The 17,565-nt window shown below is 59.9% G+C and carries 14 protein-coding genes; 1 reads left to right on the forward strand and 13 read right to left on the reverse strand.

From position 1 onward, the window contains the following. Positions 1-10: 10 nt before the first annotated feature. The 3 genes from folP to rlmE form a co-directional block, all read right to left on the reverse strand. A complete protein-coding gene (gene folP, locus Q0Y02_RS08535; RefSeq protein ID WP_297766929.1) occupies positions 11-865 on the reverse strand; it encodes a dihydropteroate synthase in 855 nt (284 codons plus the stop codon). A gap of 12 nt (positions 866-877) precedes the next feature. Further along, positions 878-2,785, reverse strand: coding sequence for an ATP-dependent zinc metalloprotease FtsH (ftsH, locus tag Q0Y02_RS08540; protein WP_297766930.1), 1,908 nt, complete (start codon positions 2,783-2,785; stop codon positions 878-880). Positions 2,786-2,921: 136 nt separating this feature from the next. Beyond that, positions 2,922-3,548 carry a 23S rRNA (uridine(2552)-2'-O)-methyltransferase RlmE gene (rlmE, locus tag Q0Y02_RS08545; RefSeq protein WP_297766932.1) on the reverse strand — a complete coding sequence of 209 codons (627 nt, stop codon included), beginning with the start codon at positions 3,546-3,548 and terminating at the stop codon, positions 2,922-2,924. Positions 3,549-3,705: 157 nt separating this feature from the next. Between rlmE and Q0Y02_RS08550 the strand changes: the two genes are divergently transcribed. After that, positions 3,706-4,020: a YhbY family RNA-binding protein gene (locus Q0Y02_RS08550; RefSeq protein ID WP_290539492.1), complete on the forward strand. Its 315-nt coding sequence runs from the start codon at positions 3,706-3,708 to the stop codon at positions 4,018-4,020. 76 nt (positions 4,021-4,096) lie between these two features. Here Q0Y02_RS08550 and greA read toward each other — a convergent pair whose 3' ends face one another. The 10 genes from greA to dnaK form a co-directional block, all read right to left on the reverse strand. Further along, complete coding sequence (greA, locus tag Q0Y02_RS08555; RefSeq protein ID WP_297766936.1) at positions 4,097-4,573, reverse strand: transcription elongation factor GreA; 477 nt, start codon at positions 4,571-4,573, stop codon at positions 4,097-4,099. Positions 4,574-4,639: 66 nt separating this feature from the next. Continuing rightward, positions 4,640-7,858, reverse strand: coding sequence for a carbamoyl-phosphate synthase large subunit (gene carB / locus Q0Y02_RS08560; RefSeq protein ID WP_297766938.1), 3,219 nt, complete (start codon positions 7,856-7,858; stop codon positions 4,640-4,642). Positions 7,859-7,924: 66 nt separating this feature from the next. After that, a complete protein-coding gene (carA, locus tag Q0Y02_RS08565) occupies positions 7,925-9,058 on the reverse strand; it encodes a glutamine-hydrolyzing carbamoyl-phosphate synthase small subunit (RefSeq protein WP_272974758.1) in 1,134 nt (377 codons plus the stop codon). Positions 9,059-9,268: 210 nt separating this feature from the next. Continuing rightward, positions 9,269-10,096, reverse strand: coding sequence for a 4-hydroxy-tetrahydrodipicolinate reductase (gene dapB / locus Q0Y02_RS08570; RefSeq protein ID WP_272974757.1), 828 nt, complete (start codon positions 10,094-10,096; stop codon positions 9,269-9,271). 71 nt (positions 10,097-10,167) lie between these two features. After that, complete coding sequence (locus Q0Y02_RS08575) at positions 10,168-11,253, reverse strand: hypothetical protein (RefSeq protein ID WP_297766942.1); 1,086 nt, start codon at positions 11,251-11,253, stop codon at positions 10,168-10,170. 326 nt (positions 11,254-11,579) lie between these two features. After that, positions 11,580-12,617: a DUF2169 domain-containing protein gene (locus Q0Y02_RS08580; RefSeq protein WP_297766943.1), complete on the reverse strand. Its 1,038-nt coding sequence runs from the start codon at positions 12,615-12,617 to the stop codon at positions 11,580-11,582. Further along, positions 12,610-13,671, reverse strand: coding sequence for a hypothetical protein (locus Q0Y02_RS08585; protein ID WP_297766945.1), 1,062 nt, complete (start codon positions 13,669-13,671; stop codon positions 12,610-12,612). Before Q0Y02_RS08585 ends, Q0Y02_RS08580 begins: the two co-directional genes overlap by 8 nt. Before the next feature lie 5 nt (positions 13,672-13,676). Beyond that, entirely contained in the window at positions 13,677-14,105 is a 429-nt protein-coding gene (locus tag Q0Y02_RS08590) for a hypothetical protein (protein ID WP_297766947.1), read from the reverse strand. A gap of 202 nt (positions 14,106-14,307) precedes the next feature. Beyond that, the gene (gene dnaJ / locus Q0Y02_RS08595; RefSeq protein WP_297766949.1) at positions 14,308-15,435 is read right to left on the reverse strand and encodes a molecular chaperone DnaJ; all 1,128 of its coding nucleotides are present in this window, start codon (positions 15,433-15,435) and stop codon (positions 14,308-14,310) included. A 119-nt stretch (positions 15,436-15,554) separates the two neighbouring features. Further along, positions 15,555-17,486 carry a molecular chaperone DnaK gene (dnaK, locus tag Q0Y02_RS08600; protein ID WP_035248399.1) on the reverse strand — a complete coding sequence of 644 codons (1,932 nt, stop codon included), beginning with the start codon at positions 17,484-17,486 and terminating at the stop codon, positions 15,555-15,557. Positions 17,487-17,565 lie beyond the last annotated feature (79 nt).

The raw sequence follows: 17,565 nt of genomic DNA on the forward strand, positions 1-17,565 counted from the left end.
CCTTGTGCGGTTATTTTATGCGATGACTATCGCCTGACTGCCTCACGGCGTGGGCGAAACGCACCACATCCACGGTTTCCTTTACATCATGGGCACGGACAATCTTCGCTCCGCGCTCAATACACATGACCGCCGCCGCCAGGCTGGCCGGCAATCGCTGGTTCACTTCCCGGCCCAGCAGCTTGCCGAACAGGGACTTGCGCGAAATACCAATCAGGACTGGCAGAGCGAGCTCCTGCAACGCGGCCATTTCATTCATCAAGGTAAGATTGTGCGCCACGGTCTTGGCAAAGCCAAAGCCCGGGTCTACCAGCAGTCGCTCACGGGGAATCCCCACCTGGTCGCAGGCAGCGATACGCTGACGCAGAAAATCGATCACTTCAGCGGTCACATCCCCGTAACGGGGATCGTCCTGCATGTTGCCGGGCTCACCCAGCATATGCATCAGACACACCGGCAATTCACTGGCGGCGGCGGCCTCCAGCGCACCGGGGCGCCGCAGGGCGCGCACATCATTGATCATGCCGGCACCGGCAACAGCAGCATCACGAATCACTGCCGCTGTGCTGGTATCCACCGACACCAGGGCGCCAAGCTCACCAGTCAGGGCCTCCACCACCGGCACCACCCGGTCCAACTCCTGCTGCTCGGAGACCGGTGCTGCACCGGGGCGCGTGGACTCGCCACCCACATCAATGATCGCCGCGCCGTCCACCAGCATCTGTTCAGCCTGGCGCAGGGCGGCATCGCGCTCGGTAAAGCGGCCACCATCGGAGAAGGAGTCCGGGGTTACGTTGAGTATCCCCATAACGACAGGCGCGGACAGGTTTAGTGTCCGCGCCCCACAGGTCAGCGTTTCAATCATGGATCAGAGGGATCAATGGGTATTGGCAGGCCCGCCGATGGCATCGTCGCCCGGCTCCTTGTCACCGCCGGCTGCAGCGCCATTACCCGGCCCCTGGTCACGCCAGTCTTTCGGCGGACGCGGCTTGTGGCCGGTCATAATGTCCTCGATCTGGTTAGCATCAATGGTTTCGTACTGCATTAATGCTTCAGCCATCAGATCCAGCTTGTCGCGGTTATCTTCGAGAATTTGCTTGGCGCGGCCATAACAGCTGTCGATGATCGCCCGCACTTCACGGTCAATCTCTTCTGCAGTCTGCTCGGACATGCTCTTGCGCTGGGACATCTGCTTGCCGAGGAAGACCTCACCCTCTTCTTCCTCGTAGGCCAGCGGCCCCAGCTTCTCGCTCAGGCCCCACTTGGTCACCATGGCACGAGCCAGCTTGGTGGCACGCTCGATATCGTTGGAGGCACCGGTAGTGACACCATCAAAGCCCAACGTCATTTCCTCCGCCAGACGCCCGCCATAGAGCGAACAAATGGAGGATTCCAGGCCGCGCTTGGACTGGGAATATCGATCTTCTTCCGGCAAATACATGGTCACACCCAGCGCACGACCGCGCGGAATAATGCTCACCTTGTAGACCGGGTCATGCTCAGGCACCAGACGGCCAACAATGGCGTGACCGGCCTCGTGATAAGCAGTATTCAGCTTCTCTTTCTCGCTCATCACCATGGAGCGACGTTCGGCACCCATGAGGATCTTGTCCTTGGCTTTCTCGAACTCTTCCATGGACACCATGCGCTTGTTGGCGCGGGCGGCGAACAGGGCCGCCTCGTTAACGAGATTGGCCAGATCGGCACCGGAGAAACCGGGGGTACCACGGGCAATCACGCTGGGATCCACGTCTTCTGAGATCGGCACCTGGCGCATGTGAACCTTGAGCACGTGCTCGCGACCACGGATATCCGGCAAGGGCACCGTTACCTGGCGATCGAAACGACCCGGGCGCAGCAGCGCCGGATCCAGCACGTCGGGGCGGTTAGTGGCAGCGATGACGATGATGCCTTCATTGCCATCAAACCCGTCCATTTCCACCAGCAGCTGGTTCAAGGTTTGTTCACGCTCATCGTGGCCGCCACCGACACCGGCACCACGGGAACGGCCCACCGCATCAATCTCATCGATAAAGATGATGCAGGGAGAATGCTTCTTGGCCTGCTCGAACATGTCACGGACACGGCTGGCACCAACACCCACAAACATTTCCACAAAGTCAGAGCCGGAAATGCTGAAGAAAGGCACCTTGGCCTCCCCCGCAATGGCCTTGGCCAGCAGGGTCTTACCGGTACCCGGTGAACCGACCATCAGCACGCCACGGGGAATCTTGCCACCCAGGCGCTGAAATTTTGCCGGATCACGCAGGAACTCGACCAGCTCCTGCACTTCTTCCTTGGCTTCTTCCACCCCTGCCACATCGGCAAAAGTGGTCTTGATCTGGTCTTCGCCAAGCAGCTTGGCCTTGGACTTGCCGAAGGTCATCGGCCCGCCGCCGCCTTTACCACCACCCTGCATCTGGCGCATGAAGAAGATGAAGATCGCCAGAATAATCAGGATCGGCAGTACCGACAGGAACAACTGCATCAAGAAGCCCTGACGCTCAGGCTCCACACCTACCACATTCACCTTGTTCTGGATCAGCGTAGGCATCAGGTTGGTATCCAGTGTCGGCGGTTTCACCGTCTTGAACTGGCTGCCATCCTTGTAGGTGCCAGTGATCGCGCTTTCGCCGATCTTGGCTTCCTGCACGTCACCACTCTCTACCCGAGAAATAAAATCCGAGTAGGGGATACTGGTTGAAGCAGGCTGAGTGCTGATGCTGGATGCCACCACGTAAAGTACGCCGGCAATAACCAGCCACAGCACAATATTCTTGGTCATGTCGTTCAAGGGAGACCTCGATCAATTCCGGGCGCTTCACGCGCACACTAACGAACTTACACCTTACACCATTTGCCGAACCCTGCGTAATGCCGGTTCGGACAGCAAAAGCGCCATTTCACGGCTTTTTTACAGCTCATTTCAGACCACTGGCCAGCTGATACACCTCGGTGGAACGGGCACGGCTGGCGGCCGGCTTGCGGCTGACTACCCGGTGAAAACGCTGCAACAGCAGCTGCCGGTACTCATCAAACCCCTCACCCTGGAATACCTTGACCAGAAACTGGCCATCCGGTTCCAGCACCCGCTCGGCCATATCCAGTGCCAGTTCGGCGAGATACATGGCCCGCGGCTGATCCACGCCCTTGTTACCACTCATATTGGGGGCCATGTCGGACATTACAAGGTTTGCCTTGCGATCCCCGAGCGCCGCAAGGATTTGCTCATAGATGGCGTCTTCGCGAAAATCTCCTTCAATGAAGGTCACATCCGGCAGGGCATCCATGGGCAGGATATCGCTGGCGATGACAGTGCCGTGTGAACCCATCAGCCGGCCTGCCACCTGGGACCACCCTCCCGGCGCGGCCCCCAGATCCAGCACCGTCATGCCGGGCCGGAACAAGCGATCCTTTTCGTTCATTTCCAGCAACTTGAAACTGGCACGGGAGCGATAGCCCTCTGCCTGGGCCTTTGCCACCCACTGGTCGCTGAAATGCTCCTTGAGCCAGGCCTTGCTGGTTTTGGAACGGCTCGATTTCGCCATCAGAGATCACCTCGTCAATCCGCTTTGCCGCTGCCTTGCTTAACGGCTGCTTTTCACCCTGCTAACCCGTAGAATACGCCCATCGCCGGGACAGCCCGGACATTCCCTCATTTTGTGTTGCCCTGCTGGCGACACCCTGCAGCTCTGGAGCCACACCGTGCCGCTATCTCAACAGGACATCAAACGGCTGCGCCGTATTGGCCACCACCTCAAACCCGTACTGATCTTCGGCGGCAAGGGCCTCACCGAGACCTTCGTCGAGGAGCTCAACCTGCGCCTGGAAGATCACGAACTGATCAAGGTGAAGGTCAATGCAGAAACCCGCGATGACCGGGCCGCCATCGTTCAGGCCCTGAGCGAAAAAGGCAGCGCCGAGCTGATTCAGCGCATCGGCAATATCGCACTGCTTTACCGGCCCGCACAGAAGCCGAACCCGAAATTATCCAACATCCTGCGCTATCAGGACGCGTGACTGCCATCCGGCTGATTTCGCGCAGAGCACATAAAAAAGGCGACGTTTAACGTCGCCTTTTCTTTTGCCTTGCAACTCAGATGTGCTCGACCTTGTCGACCTCGTACTCCCGGGTACCACCCGGAGTATCGATCTGCACCACATCCCCTTCTTCACGGCCGATCAGACCACGGGCGATGGGAGAATTGACGCTCAGCTTGCCCTGCTTGATATTGGCTTCATCGTCACCCACGATCTGGTACACCTTCTCTTCATCGGTATCCACATCGATGATGGTCACGGTAACGCCAAAAATCACCTTGCCGGTATTTGTCAGCTCAGTGATATCAATGATCTGGGCCGCGCCGAGCTTGGACTCGATCTCGTTGATGCGCCCCTCGCAGAACCCCTGCTGTTCACGAGCCGCGTGGTATTCCGCATTTTCCTTCAGATCACCGTGCTCGCGGGCCTCGGCAATGGCTGCGGTAATGCGCGGACGATCTTCTCTTTTCAGCTTTTCCAGCTCTTCGCGCAGGGCCTTTGCACCCTTGGCGGTCATCGGTATGCGTTGCATAGTCATCCTCGTCTAATCCATGAAAACCGCCCGGAGCACTCGGCTCCGAGCGCCCCATGGGACGATTTACTGCATTTGTGCGTGCAAATCCTGCAGGCGCCGAACCGTGGGCTCGCCGCTGATTCCCAGCGCCTGACACACCGCATGGGCGGCGGTGATCGTGGTGGTATAAAACACCCGGTGCTGCAGAGCAGAGCGACGAATCGCAAAGGAATCGCGGATCGCCTGCTTGCCCTCGGTGGTGTTCACGATCAGGGCAACTTCGTCATTCTTGATCATGTCCACAATGTGCGGACGCCCTTCCAGCACCTTGTTGACCACCTTCACATCCAGACCGGCGTCAGCAATTACCTTGGCGGTACCGCGGGTGGCAACCAGATTGAAACCACGCTCGATCAGCATGCGCGCCACTTCGATGGCTGCCGGCTTGTCCACTTCCCGCACGGAAATAAAGGCCGTCCCCTTCTCGGGCAGGGCTTCACCCGCACCCAGAGACGCCTTGCCAAACGCTTCGGCAAAGGTGGCGCCGATACCCATCACTTCACCGGTGGACTTCATTTCCGGACCGAGAATCGGATCTACCTTCGGGAATTTGGCGAACGGGAACACCGCTTCCTTCACGAAGTAATGCTGCGGTTTGATTTCCTGAGTGAAGCCCTGTTCCTTGAGGCTGGTGCCCGCCATGCAGCGAGCCGCCACCTTGGCCAGGGACACACCGATGCACTTGGACACGTAAGGCACGGTCCGTGATGCACGGGGATTCACTTCCAGAACATACACCTCGCCGCTCTTGACCGCGAACTGCACATTCATCAGGCCGATCACGCCCAGCTCCAGCGCCATGTCTGCCGCCTGCTGGCGCATCACATTCTGCACCTCTTCCCCAAGGGAATACGGCGGCAGGGAACAAGCGGAGTCACCGGAGTGCACGCCGGCCTGTTCGATATGCTGCATGATGCCGCCGATAACCACATCGGTGCCGTCACAGACCGCATCCACATCCACTTCGATGGCGTCATCCAGGAAGCGGTCCAGCAATACTGGCGAGTCGTTGGACACGGACACCGCGTTCATCATGTAGTTACGCAGCTCGGCCTCGCTGTAAACGATTTCCATGGCGCGACCACCCAGTACATAGGAGGGGCGCACCACCAGCGGGTAACCGATTTCTTCCGCCAGACGCACACCATCTTCCATGGAGCGGGCAGTCCGGTTGGGCGGCTGCTTGAGGCCAAGCTTGTTGACCATCAACTGGAAGCGCTCGCGATCTTCCGCCTCGTCGATGGCGTCCGGCGGGGTACCGATAATCGGTACGCCGGCGGCCTGCAGGGCACGAGCCAGTTTCAGCGGCGTCTGGCCACCGTACTGCACGATCACACCCTTGGGTTTTTCCTTGGCAACGATGGCCAGCACGTCTTCCAGGGTCACCGGCTCGAAATACAGGCGATCGGAGGTATCGTAATCGGTGGACACGGTTTCCGGGTTACAGTTGACCATGATGGTCTCGTAGCCGTCGTCCTTCATGGCGAAGGCGGCGTGTACACAGCAGTAATCGAACTCGATGCCTTGACCGATACGGTTGGGCCCACCACCGATAACCATGATCTTGTCACGGTCGGACGGGTTGGACTCGCACTCTTCGTCATAGCTGGAGTACATGTAAGCGGTGTCGGTGGAAAATTCCGCCGCACAGGTGTCCACCCGCTTGTAGATCGGTTGTACGCCGAACTCGTCACGCTTGCCGCGCACGTCGGATTCCTTCACACCCAGCAGCTGTGCCAAGCGGGCATCGGAAAAGCCCTTGCGCTTGAGTGCATACAGGCTGTAGCGGTTCAGGTCACTGAACGTGGTGGCCGCCAGCTGCTGCTCGGTGCGCACCAGGTCCTCGATCTGTACCAGGTACCAGCGGTCGATCTTGGTGATGTTGAAGATATCGTCCACGGTCATGCCGACACGGAAAGCATCACCGACAATCCAGATCCGCTCCGGACCCGGAGTGGCCAGCAACTGGGCCACCTGCTCGCGGGCATCCGGTGAAGCCGGATCCACACTGGGATCAAAGCCGACGGAATCGGTTTCCAAACCACGCAGGGCTTTCTGCACGGATTCCTGGAAGTTACGGCCAATGGCCATCACTTCGCCCACGGACTTCATCTGGGTGGTCAACACCGCGTCCGCTTCGGCAAATTTCTCGAAGTTGAAGCGCGGAATCTTGGTAACCACGTAATCGATGGACGGCTCGAAAGAGGCCGGGGTCTTGCCACCGGTAATCTCGTTCTGCAGCTCGTCCAGGGTGTAACCCACCGCCAGCTTGGCGGCCACCTTGGCAATCGGGAAACCGGTGGCCTTGGAGGCCAGCGCCGAGGAGCGGCTTACCCGCGGGTTCATTTCGATCACCACCATGCGGCCGTTGTCCGGGTTGACCCCGAACTGCACGTTGGACCCGCCGGTTTCCACACCGATCTCGCGCAGTACCGCCAGAGAGGCGTCACGCATGATCTGGAACTCTTTATCGGTGAGCGTCTGCGCCGGGGCCACGGTAATGGAGTCACCGGTGTGCACACCCATGGGATCGAAGTTCTCGATGGAGCAGACGATGATGCAGTTGTCCTTTTTGTCGCGGACCACTTCCATCTCGTACTCTTTCCAGCCCAGCAGGGACTCGTCGATCAACAGCTCGTTGGTGGGCGACAGGTCCAGACCGCGCTGGCAGATCTCTTCAAACTCTTCCCGATTATAGGCAACACCGCCACCGGAACCGCCCATGGTGAAACTGGGCCGGATAATGCAGGGAAAGCCCAGATCTTCCAGGGCCGCATTGGCCTCTTCCATGTTGTGGGCGATGGCAGAGCGCGGGCACTCCAGACCAATGGCCTTCATGGCCTGGTCGAAACGGTGCCGATCTTCCGCCTTGTCGATGGCATCCTGGGTGGCGCCGATCATTTCCACACCGAACTCGGCCAGCACGCCGTGCTTGTCCAGATCCAGCGCGCAATTCAGGGCGGTCTGTCCGCCCATGGTGGGCAGCAGGGCGTCCGGACGCTCCTTCTCGATGATCTTGGCCACGGTTTGCCAGGTAATCGGCTCGATGTAGGTCGCATCGGCCATGGCCGGGTCGGTCATGATGGTGGCCGGATTAGAGTTCACCAGGATGACCCGGAAACCCTCTTCACGCAGGGCCTTGCAGGCCTGGGCACCGGAGTAGTCAAACTCACAGGCCTGGCCGATGACAATCGGGCCAGCGCCAATGATGAGAATGCTTTGTATGTCAGTTCTTTTCGGCATAGTTCACTAACCGTCAGACGTAAATGGCTGCATCAGGGACCCGGCGATGCCGGGTCTGGCTCTGGCTTACTTTTGGCTCTTCGCTTCCATCAGTTCGATGAAATGATCGAACAGCGGCGCGCAATCTCGCGGGCCCGGGCTGGCTTCCGGGTGACCCTGGAAGCTGAACGCCGGCACATCGGTGCGATGAATGCCCTGCAAAGTGCCATCGAAGAGGGACACATGGGTGACCTTAAGAGTCTCCGGCAGGGAGTCCATATCCACGGCAAAACCATGGTTCTGACTGGTAATCATCACCGTGTCGTCGGCCAGGGTTTTCACCGGGTGGTTGGCACCGTGGTGGCCGGTGCCCATCTTCATGGTTTTCGCCCCGCTGGCCAGCGCCAGCAACTGATGGCCCAGGCAGATACCGAACACCGGCTTGCCGGTGGCAACGATCTCCTTGATGGCCTCGATGGCGTAGTCACAGGGCTCCGGGTCACCCGGGCCGTTGGACAGGAAGATGCCATCGGGATTTATGGCCAGCACGTCAGCGGCCGGGGTTTGCGCCGGCACCACCGTGAGCTTGCAGCCACGCTCGACCAGCATGCGCAGAATGTTGCGCTTGACGCCGTAATCGTAGGCCACCACATGGAAGCGGCTGTCGACGCCCTCAGTGTGACCCTTCTCCAGATCCCAGGTGGACTCGGTCCAGCTATAGGCTTCACTGACGGTGACTTCCTTCGCCAGATCCATGCCCTTCAGACCCGGGAAGCCCTTGGCCGCTTCCAGTGCCTTGGCCTCATCCAGGTTATCGCCGGCAATGATGCAGCCGTTCTGGGCACCCTTGTCGCGCAGGATGCGGGTCAGGCGGCGGGTATCGATCTCCGCAATGGCCACGATATTGTTATCGCGCAGGTAGTCCGGCAGGGACTGCTGGCTACGCCAGTTGCTGACCGTCATGGCCAGATCGCGAATCACCAGGCCGGACGCCCAGATCTGGGCGGACTCTTCGTCCTCGGGCGTCACACCGGTGTTACCGATATGCGGATAGGTCAGGGTCACAATCTGTTTGGCGTAGGAGGGATCCGTCAGGATCTCCTGGTAGCCGGTCATAGCAGTGTTGAACACCACTTCACCCACGGTCTGACCCGTGGCACCGATAGCAACACCCCGAAAGATGCTTCCGTCTTCAAGAGCGAGAATGGCGGGAACCGTCAACGCAACCTCCAGGCTGGTAAGAATATAGGGAGATATGCGGCAGGGCACATTCGCAAAAAAGCGAGATGGATTGCTCCACCTCGCTTTTTCATGAAATTCGTCATCAGTGCCCCGCACGCCCATCACGGGCTGCGCGCTATTTTAGGGCCTCAGCGGGCAAATGTCACCCTTTGCTCGGTGCAACCGACCGCTGGCAGCCCGCCGGCTTTTTCAGGCCTTGCCCCAGCCGGCGCTTTCACCCGCCAGGCCAAGCACATCCTGCATGTCGAACAATCCCTTATCGTGGGTTGCCAGCCAGGCCGCAGCCCTTACCGCCCCGCGGCCAAAGGCCATACGGCTGGAAGCCTTGTGGGTGATTTCCACCCGCTCGCCGTCTGCGGCGAACATGACGGTGTGATCGCCGACAATATCCCCGGCACGAATGGTCTCGAAACCGATGGTCTGGCGATCGCGCTCACCGGTACGGCCCTCACGCCCATAGACGGCGCATTCGTTCAGGTCGCGCCCCAGGGTCTGCGCCACCACCTCCCCCATACGCAGGGCGGTGCCGGAGGGTGCATCGATCTTGTGACGGTGATGGGCCTCAATCACCTCGATATCGGCCTCTTCCGCCATCACCCGAGCGGCGGTTTCCAGCAGCTTGAAGCACAGATTCACGCCGATGGAGTAGTTGGGCGCAAAACAGATCGCGATGTCTTCACTGGCGGTGCGCAGGGCGGCCTTCTGGTCGTCATCCAGCCCGGTGGTACCGATCACCAGCTTGGTACCCGCAGCACGGCACACTTCCACATTGCGGGCAGTGGCCTCCGGCACGGTGAAATCGATAAACACATCGGCATCGTTGACCACCTTGCCCAGGTCATCCGCCAGCATCACACCACTGGCACCCTGCCCCACCAGCTCACCGGCATCGGCACCGATCAGGCTGGAACCGGGCACGTCCACCGCCGCTGCCAGAGTGGTATCCGGGTTGGCCAGAGTGGCCTCGATCAGAATCCGGCCCATGCGACCGGCCGCACCGATAATGCCTACTTTCATGCTACTTCCTTGGAAATGGCACCGTGGCAGGCGCCCTTTGAGCCCCACCACAGCAAAACGATTGAAGGCCGCTAGTCTACCAGAAAGGGCGGCCGGGTCACCGCGTAGAGATTGATGTTCTCCTTGCGCATGAACTTGCGCCGCTTGCGGTCAAACCGCTTGAAGCTCATGCCACTGTCACGCCAGGCCTGCACTTCCTGCAGCCGCTTGCGGGCATAGGCCCGATCCAGCCACTCCATGGCAAAGCGCGCCGGCATGTCGGCCGCCGCCTGCAATTGCGCCAGCGCCTGCTCCGCCGATGCCTCCTGATAGGTATAAAGCAGACTGTTGGCATACTCATAGCGAACAATCGCCAGATCCGGCACCGCCACCAGCGATGTCTCAAAAGGTTGCGTGGCATCCTCACTGTCTGCCGCCAGGGTCAGCCTGCCCGCTGCCTTGCCCACCCGGCGCAGTACATTGGCCTCAAAGGCCGCACTGAGCGACAACGCCAACGGATGTTCCGGCTCCACCGCCAGAATCTCGGTGGCCGCATTGATCACCATGGCCGCATAGTTGCGCTGCAACGTGGCCGGCACCGACTCATCCTCCGCCAGGCGCGCCACCGCATAACCAAAACCGAGCCGCAACATGCAGTAATCCGCCGTCAGGCCCTGCTCGCTCGGCAGAATTGCCACCTGTTCACCAAACCAGGCCATCTCGTTAATGGCCTCCTGCAGCAGCTGCTGCTTTTGAGTGTGGCTCGGCGCCAGATAAGTGGCATAAATAATCTGCGCTACCAGCCCCGGCACCCGGGCATAGCCTCCATAGCGCTTGCCAAGTTCACGGGCATGGCGGAAATCCCCACGGAAAAACGCCTGCCAGACCTCCAGCACATTGCGGCTATGCTGCTCCCAGTTGTCATCCTGGTAATGCAGATCCCGATACAGCGCAGGGAAACGCTGATAGCGCGCCTTCAGATAGTCCGGCGACGGAAACGGTATCCGCAGGCCCCGCATAAAGTCGGGCCAAGACTGGCGAATTTCATCATAGGTGTAGGTAAAGGAAGACGCCTCAAACGGCGCCGGCACCCAGGGCGTGTCCAGCACCTGCGCATCCAGCGTCAGCGGCGCCTTCTGGGCAAAGGTGGCACGTGCCCGCTCGTGAGCCTGATCCACAGGCGCCGCATATAAAGAAAGGGGAAGACAACACAACATACCCCCCAGCATCCCTGCCAGTCGCCGCGCAGCCATGATTACCTCTGTTATTGTTGTTTTTATGCACAATATCGCAGGCGGGGTTAAAGCGGCAACGACAGTGGTCAAATTTCAGACTATTGGCTTACGCGTGCGAAAGGGCGATTGCAGACGCCGTACAATGACAGCTCATCAAGTTGATCGCGTCACCACTTCTCAATGCCAAACAATGCCTCCAGCGTCTAATCAAACTTTCCGGCAGCACCATCAACTACTGAGGCAAGAATGCCGAGCACGGGCCGCTGACGTCATGCCTCCACCTCCTGTGCCAACGACGAAGATGCCAGCAGTCGCAACCAGGCGGGATGACCGCCAAGGACGGACGGATCGACAAGCGTTCTGGCAATCAGAGACAGGCGACGTTGCTCCGTGTCGATTACCAGCGTGTCGCACACAGTGGTCAGACGTTGCGACGGATGGCCACGACGAACCAGCAGCGCGGGGGGCTGCCAGCGTGGCAGCGTCAGTGATACCGGCTCCGGGTGCTCCGGGAAGAAGCCCTGCAACGTCAACTGCTCGCCTCCCGCAAAGGGGTGGGACAGCCATTGATCCTGCGGAGCGCAATGATGGAGTGACGGTTCGGCATCCTGACCCCAGGGGCAACCTTGCTCATCCAGCGGCATCTGCGAGGGTGAACCGAAACGCGCCTGGCGGGGAGCCCAGAACACTGGCAAGGGTGCAAAGCTGGCCACCGCACAGGGCCGCGAAGGAGACAGGGCTGAGCGCCCCTCATATTCAATCTGTGGCGCGCGGGGATCGAGAATCTTCCACCCCGACGGATTGAAGCCACGCCCCACCGGGTTGCGCTTCTCCCGCTGGCCGCTTTTCTCATGGCTGCCGCCATAGGCGTTTTCATAGCACAACGGCAACGAGGTAAAAGCTGCCGGCTCTCCACGACGGGCACCGACCAGGCTTTTTTCCCAGCCATGCTCCCCCAGTGCAATCAATCGCTTTCGGCTGGCGCTATCTCGTTGACGAATTTCCACACTGACATGGGCTCGATTCTCCGCGCCGGTACGGGTGTAAGCCTTGCCGTGCAGGTAGTACTCGGCGCCCTGCTTGAACGCGCCGATTTCATTCGCTGCCAGCAAACTGGTTTCCATGGGCTTGCCGTAATGGCTATCCGCCAGCAACGGCGAAGGCTGCTCGTCCGCCACCACAATCTGCCCGTTCAGATCAAAATGCAGCGTCAAACGGGCAACCAGAACAGACCGGTAATTGCCAACCAGATCCCAGCCGGGAACCACCACCGCCCCGGCGTCGGTTTCATTGACTAACTCAAGCATGGGCGCCCCCCTCACTCAGGGAGTGAAACTGCCATCCTGAGACGGGCAGTACGCGACGCTCGGCCAGCCAGCTTTGTTGCGCGGCAATCAACGGGGCGATCTGTCCTGCCCATTGTTGGTCAAGTAACTCCAGAGACGAGACCGTCACGGGTTCACCAAAGAAATAACGCGCCTCGCTCGGCAACTGTTTCGCTTGCCAACTGATGGCCGCCGCCGGTGCATCGGGCAAAGTCTCTTTCGACTCTCGCGATGACTCATCACTCACCCCCACCGCTTGCAAGCGCGGCTTGCGGGGCACCATTTCACCAGTGAGCCAGAACCAGGCCTGCGCCGCGTCTTCGCAGCAGGCCACTTGCTCCATGGCATCCAGCAGCTGACGCGCCGCTGATACCGAACCACCAAACGCGATTCCGAGGAGGTTTTCCGGCGGGTGACCACTCTGCGCCAACAACAACGTAAAGAGAGGATCATCCTGGTAATCCCGGGCAGCCTGAACGGCCAGCGAATCCCTGCGTACCAGCCCGGCCTGCAAGGCATGATGACGGGAGCGGGGAAAATCATGACGCTGATACCAGGACTGGAAACAGGAAAGATCCGCACCGGCGGCATCCTGAAAAAAAAGCCAGCGTGCCAACAGCGCATCATGCTCGGCAGCCTCTTCCTCGCTCATGGCCATGGCCGTCTGCTCTGACATCAGCGCGGCACGCAGTTCAGGATGCCTCACCTCGCCGCTGCAAGACGACAGCGTCATGGCCTCAATGACGGCGCCCTGCTGCTCCGGCTTCAGCTCCGGAAAAATCCCGTCAAGGCTCTCCAGGCAGCCGACGCTATCTCGCTGCAACCCCACCCAGGTTTCCACGAACAACGCCGGAGGGCGCAGTGACACCTCCGGACGCCCCTCCTGATGAATCGCCACCGCATCCAGATTGGCCGCCAGTCGCCAGTCCAGCTGCCGCAACGCTTCCAGCGGCGAGGCGGTCGCCTTCAACAAACCACAGCGGCGCTGAAACAACGCCGTGGCTTCGCGATAGTGGGTGTCGATCTGAGGCAGCATAACCACTAGTTGATCTGCACCAAACCGCCCATGATGCGCTGCAAACCGCTGGCCAGGGTGTGGATTTCCTTGCCGTCCACGGTGATGCAGCCTTCCGGGGTGATCGCGATGAAGGCGTCGCCGACCTGCAATTGCAGGCCCTTGTCACAGCGCAGACACAAGGCACCACTGTCGATGAACTGAAACGGCGAGGCGTCGAGACCGCTCAGCTGGGCGGTGATCACCCATCCCTGGAGGGTGGGCTGCACCAGCACGGTATCGCCGGCCTGTAGCGGAGGCAGATTTCGTATCGCATCCACTGGCGTCACCCGTTCACCGGAATCCTGCAATCTGAGTGTAAGCTCCCCTACTGCGCCGGCCTCAACCGTGGCCAGTTGCGCCATTGCCTCATTGTCTGGAGCCCGGACTGCCCTGGTGGCTTGCTGCTGTTTCATGGCTGCTGTCATCCCCTGACTGGCCCATTCAAAAGCAGGGATGGTCGAGGGTTAGCGCGGGATTGTCATTGCGCTGAGGAGGATTCTGCTGTGCGAGGATGCTTACATCGGGATTTTTGCGGGGTGGGTCGCAGCAAAAACCGGCCACAAAAAAGCCCGGGCAAGATGCACCGGGCTTTTTTGATGGCGCTGGGCTCAGGGATTATTTGGCGTCGAAGAAACGCTTCACCCCTTCAAACCAGCTGCTCTTGCGCGGGTTGTGGCGGTTGCCACCGCTTTCCAGGGATTCCTGGAATTTGCGCAGCAGATCTTTCTGTTCGCTGGACAGTTTCACCGGCGTTTCGATCACCACCTTGCAGAGCAGGTCACCCGGGCCACCACCGCGTACCGGGGTCACCCCCTTGCCACGCAAGCGGAACAGCTTGCCGCTCTGGGTTTCCGCAGGGACCTTCAGTTTGACCTTGCCATTCAGGGTCGGCACATCGAGCTCGCCGCCCAAGGTGGCATCGACAAAACTGATCGGCACTTCGCAGAACAGATTGGCACCGTCGCGCTGGAAGATGTCGTGCTCGCGCACCGCCACCTGCACGTACAGGTCGCCGGCGGGGGCGCCATGCATGCCCGCTTCGCCTTCGCCAGCCAGACGGATACGGTCACCGGTATCAACGCCCGCCGGAATTTTCACCGACAGGGTCTTGGTGTTTTGTACCCGGCCCTGACCACCACAACTGGTGCAGGGATCCTTGATGACACGCCCTTCGCCCTTACAGGTAGGACAGGCCTGCTGCACGGTGAAGAAACCCTGCTGCATGCGCACTTGGCCCATGCCGCCACAGGTGTTACAGGCCACTGGCTGTGAGCCTTCCTTGGCACCACTGCCATGGCAGACTTCACAGCTATCCCAGGTCGGCACGCGGATTTTTTCATCGCAGCCACGCACGGCCTGCTCAAGAGACAGCTCCAGGGTATAACGCAGGTCGGCGCCACGGGCCGGCCCACGACGACCACCACCGCCGCCGCCAAAGATATCGCCGAAAATGTCGCCGAAAATGTCACCAAAACCGCCACCGCCGAAGCCACCGGCTCCGCCGCCGCCCGCTTGGCCATCCACGCCGGCATGGCCGAACTGGTCGTAGGCAGCGCGCTTCTGCTCATCGGAGAGCACTTCGTAGGCTTCCTTGGCTTCCTTGAACTTGGCCAGGGCTTCCTGGTCATCCGGGTTGCGATCCGGATGGTATTTCATGGCAAGCCGTCGATAGGCCTTTTTCAGATCCTGCTGGCTGGCATCTTTTGATGCGCCCAGCACTTCGTAATAATCACGTTTGGACATAGTGGGCCTTTTTGAATCAGTCCCGTCACACAAAAACGCCGGCAAGGCGCCGGCAATAAAGAAGTTGCGCGGATCTCCCGGCTACCGCGCCTGAGCGCGGCACCGGGATGTCCGACGACTTACTTCTTCTTGTCGTCGTCCACTTCTTCAAACTCGGCGTCGACTACGTCATCACCAGAAGCTTTCTGCTGCTCGCCAGCGGCGTCCGCGGCTGCGCCTTCCGCCTGCTGAGCCTGCTCGGCATACAGCTTCTCGGCCAGCGGCGCAGAGACTTCCGACAGCGCCTTGATCTTGGCGTCGATGTCGTCCTTGTCGCTGCCTTTGGCGGCTTCTTCCAGCTCGTCAGCCGCCTTGGTGATAGCTTCTTTCTCTTCGTCAGTCGCCTTGTCACCGGCTTCTTCCAGAGTCTTCTTGGTGGCGTGCACCAAGTGGTCAGCCTGGTTGCGGGTCTGCACCAGCTCTTCGAACTTTTTGTCTTCGTCCGCGTGAGCTTCGGCGTCCTGCACCATCTTTTCCACTTCCTCGTCGGACAGACCGGAGGAGGCCTTGATCTGGATGGTCTGCTCTTTACCGGTGGCCTTGTCTTTCGCGCCCACGTGCAGAATACCGTTGGCATCGATGTCGAAGGTCACTTCGATCTGCGGCATACCGCGCGGTGCCGGCGGAATGTCTTCCAGGTTGAACTGGCCCAGCGACTTGTTCTGTGCCGCCTGCTTACGCTCACCCTGCAGTACATGCACGGTCACTGCGGTCTGGTTGTCATCCGCCGTGGAGAACACCTGGGACGCGTTGGTCGGGATGGTGGTGTTCTTCTCGATCAGCGGCGTCATCACGCCACCCATGGTTTCGATACCCAGGGTCAGCGGCGTCACATCCAGCAGCAGCACGTCGGTGACGTCACCGCTCAGTACCGCACCCTGAATGGCTGCGCCCATGGCAACCGCTTCATCCGGGTTCACGTCCTTGCGCGGCTCTTTGCCGAAGAACTCGGTGACTTTCTTCTGCACCATCGGCATACGGGTCTGACCACCCACCAGAATCACGTCGGTGATATCGGCAGTTTTCACGCCCGCATCAGTCAGCGCAGTCTTGCATGGCTCCAGGGAGCGGCTAACCAGATCACCCACCAGGGATTCCAGCTTGGCACGGGTCACTTTCACCACCAGGTGCTTGGGACCGGTGCTGTCGGCGGTGATGTACGGCAGGTTCACTTCGGTCTGCTCGGCGGAGGACAGCTCGATCTTGGCTTTCTCGGCCGCTTCTTTCAGACGCTGCATGGCCAGCGGGTCGCCGCCCAGGTCTATGCCGGAATCTGCCTTGAACTGGTCTGCCAGGAAGTTGATCAGCGCCAGGTCGAAATCTTCACCACCCAGGAAGGTGTCACCGTTGGTGGCCAGCACTTCAAACTGGTGCTCACCGTCCACTTCGGCAATCTCGATGATGGAGATATCGAAGGTACCGCCGCCCAGATCGTAGACCGCGATGGTGCGGTCGCCGCCTTTCTTGTCCAGGCCATAGGCCAGGGCCGCCGCGGTGGGCTCGTTGATGATGCGCTTCACGTCCAGACCGGCGATGCGACCGGCATCCTTGGTGGCCTGACGCTGGGAATCGTTGAAGTACGCGGGCACGGTGATGACGGCCTCGGTAACGGCCTCACCCAGGTAATCTTCCGCGGTCTTCTTCATTTTCTTGAGCACCTGCGCAGAGATCTGCGGCGGCGCCATTTTTTCGCCCTTCACTTCTACCCAGGCATCGCCATTGTCGGCCTTGGTGATCTTGTAGGGGACCATCTTGATGTCTTTCTGAACGACGCTGTCGTCAAAACGACGGCCGATCAGACGCTTCACCGCGTACAGGGTGTTTTCCGGGTTGGTCACCGCCTGACGCTTGGCGGACTGACCGACCAGGGTTTCCTTGTCGTCGGTGTAGGCGATGATGGACGGCGTGGTACGCGCGCCTTCAGCGTTTTCAATAACCTTGGCTTTATCACCTTCCAGCACGGCCACACAGCTGTTGGTCGTACCCAGGTCGATACCGATAATCTTACCCATATCTCTCGTTCTCCTTCACACCAGCCGGGCCCCTTTCGGCGACCCAGGCAGTTGAATTGTTAATTCGTCTGGCATCTAT

This window comes from uncultured Alcanivorax sp., assembly GCF_947258575.1.
Lineage (GTDB): Bacteria > Pseudomonadota > Gammaproteobacteria > Pseudomonadales > Alcanivoracaceae > Alcanivorax.

What these genes read in the sequence shown, in the direction of transcription:
- folP (WP_297766929.1), bottom strand. Translation starts at nt 865, where the DNA reads ATGATTGAAACGCTGACCTGTGGGGCGCGGACACTAAACCTGTCCGCG.
- ftsH (WP_297766930.1), bottom strand. Translation starts at nt 2,785, where the DNA reads ATGACCAAGAATATTGTGCTGTGGCTGGTTATTGCCGGCGTACTTTAC.
- rlmE (WP_297766932.1), bottom strand. Translation starts at nt 3,548, where the DNA reads ATGGCGAAATCGAGCCGTTCCAAAACCAGCAAGGCCTGGCTCAAGGAG.
- greA (WP_297766936.1), bottom strand. Translation starts at nt 4,573, where the DNA reads ATGCAACGCATACCGATGACCGCCAAGGGTGCAAAGGCCCTGCGCGAA.
- carB (WP_297766938.1), bottom strand. Translation starts at nt 7,858, where the DNA reads ATGCCGAAAAGAACTGACATACAAAGCATTCTCATCATTGGCGCTGGC.
- dapB (WP_272974757.1), bottom strand. Translation starts at nt 10,096, where the DNA reads ATGAAAGTAGGCATTATCGGTGCGGCCGGTCGCATGGGCCGGATTCTG.
- Q0Y02_RS08580 (WP_297766943.1), bottom strand. Translation starts at nt 12,617, where the DNA reads ATGCTTGAGTTAGTCAATGAAACCGACGCCGGGGCGGTGGTGGTTCCC.
- Q0Y02_RS08585 (WP_297766945.1), bottom strand. Translation starts at nt 13,671, where the DNA reads ATGCTGCCTCAGATCGACACCCACTATCGCGAAGCCACGGCGTTGTTT.
- Q0Y02_RS08590 (WP_297766947.1), bottom strand. Translation starts at nt 14,105, where the DNA reads ATGAAACAGCAGCAAGCCACCAGGGCAGTCCGGGCTCCAGACAATGAG.
- dnaJ (WP_297766949.1), bottom strand. Translation starts at nt 15,435, where the DNA reads ATGTCCAAACGTGATTATTACGAAGTGCTGGGCGCATCAAAAGATGCC.
- dnaK (WP_035248399.1), bottom strand. Translation starts at nt 17,486, where the DNA reads ATGGGTAAGATTATCGGTATCGACCTGGGTACGACCAACAGCTGTGTG.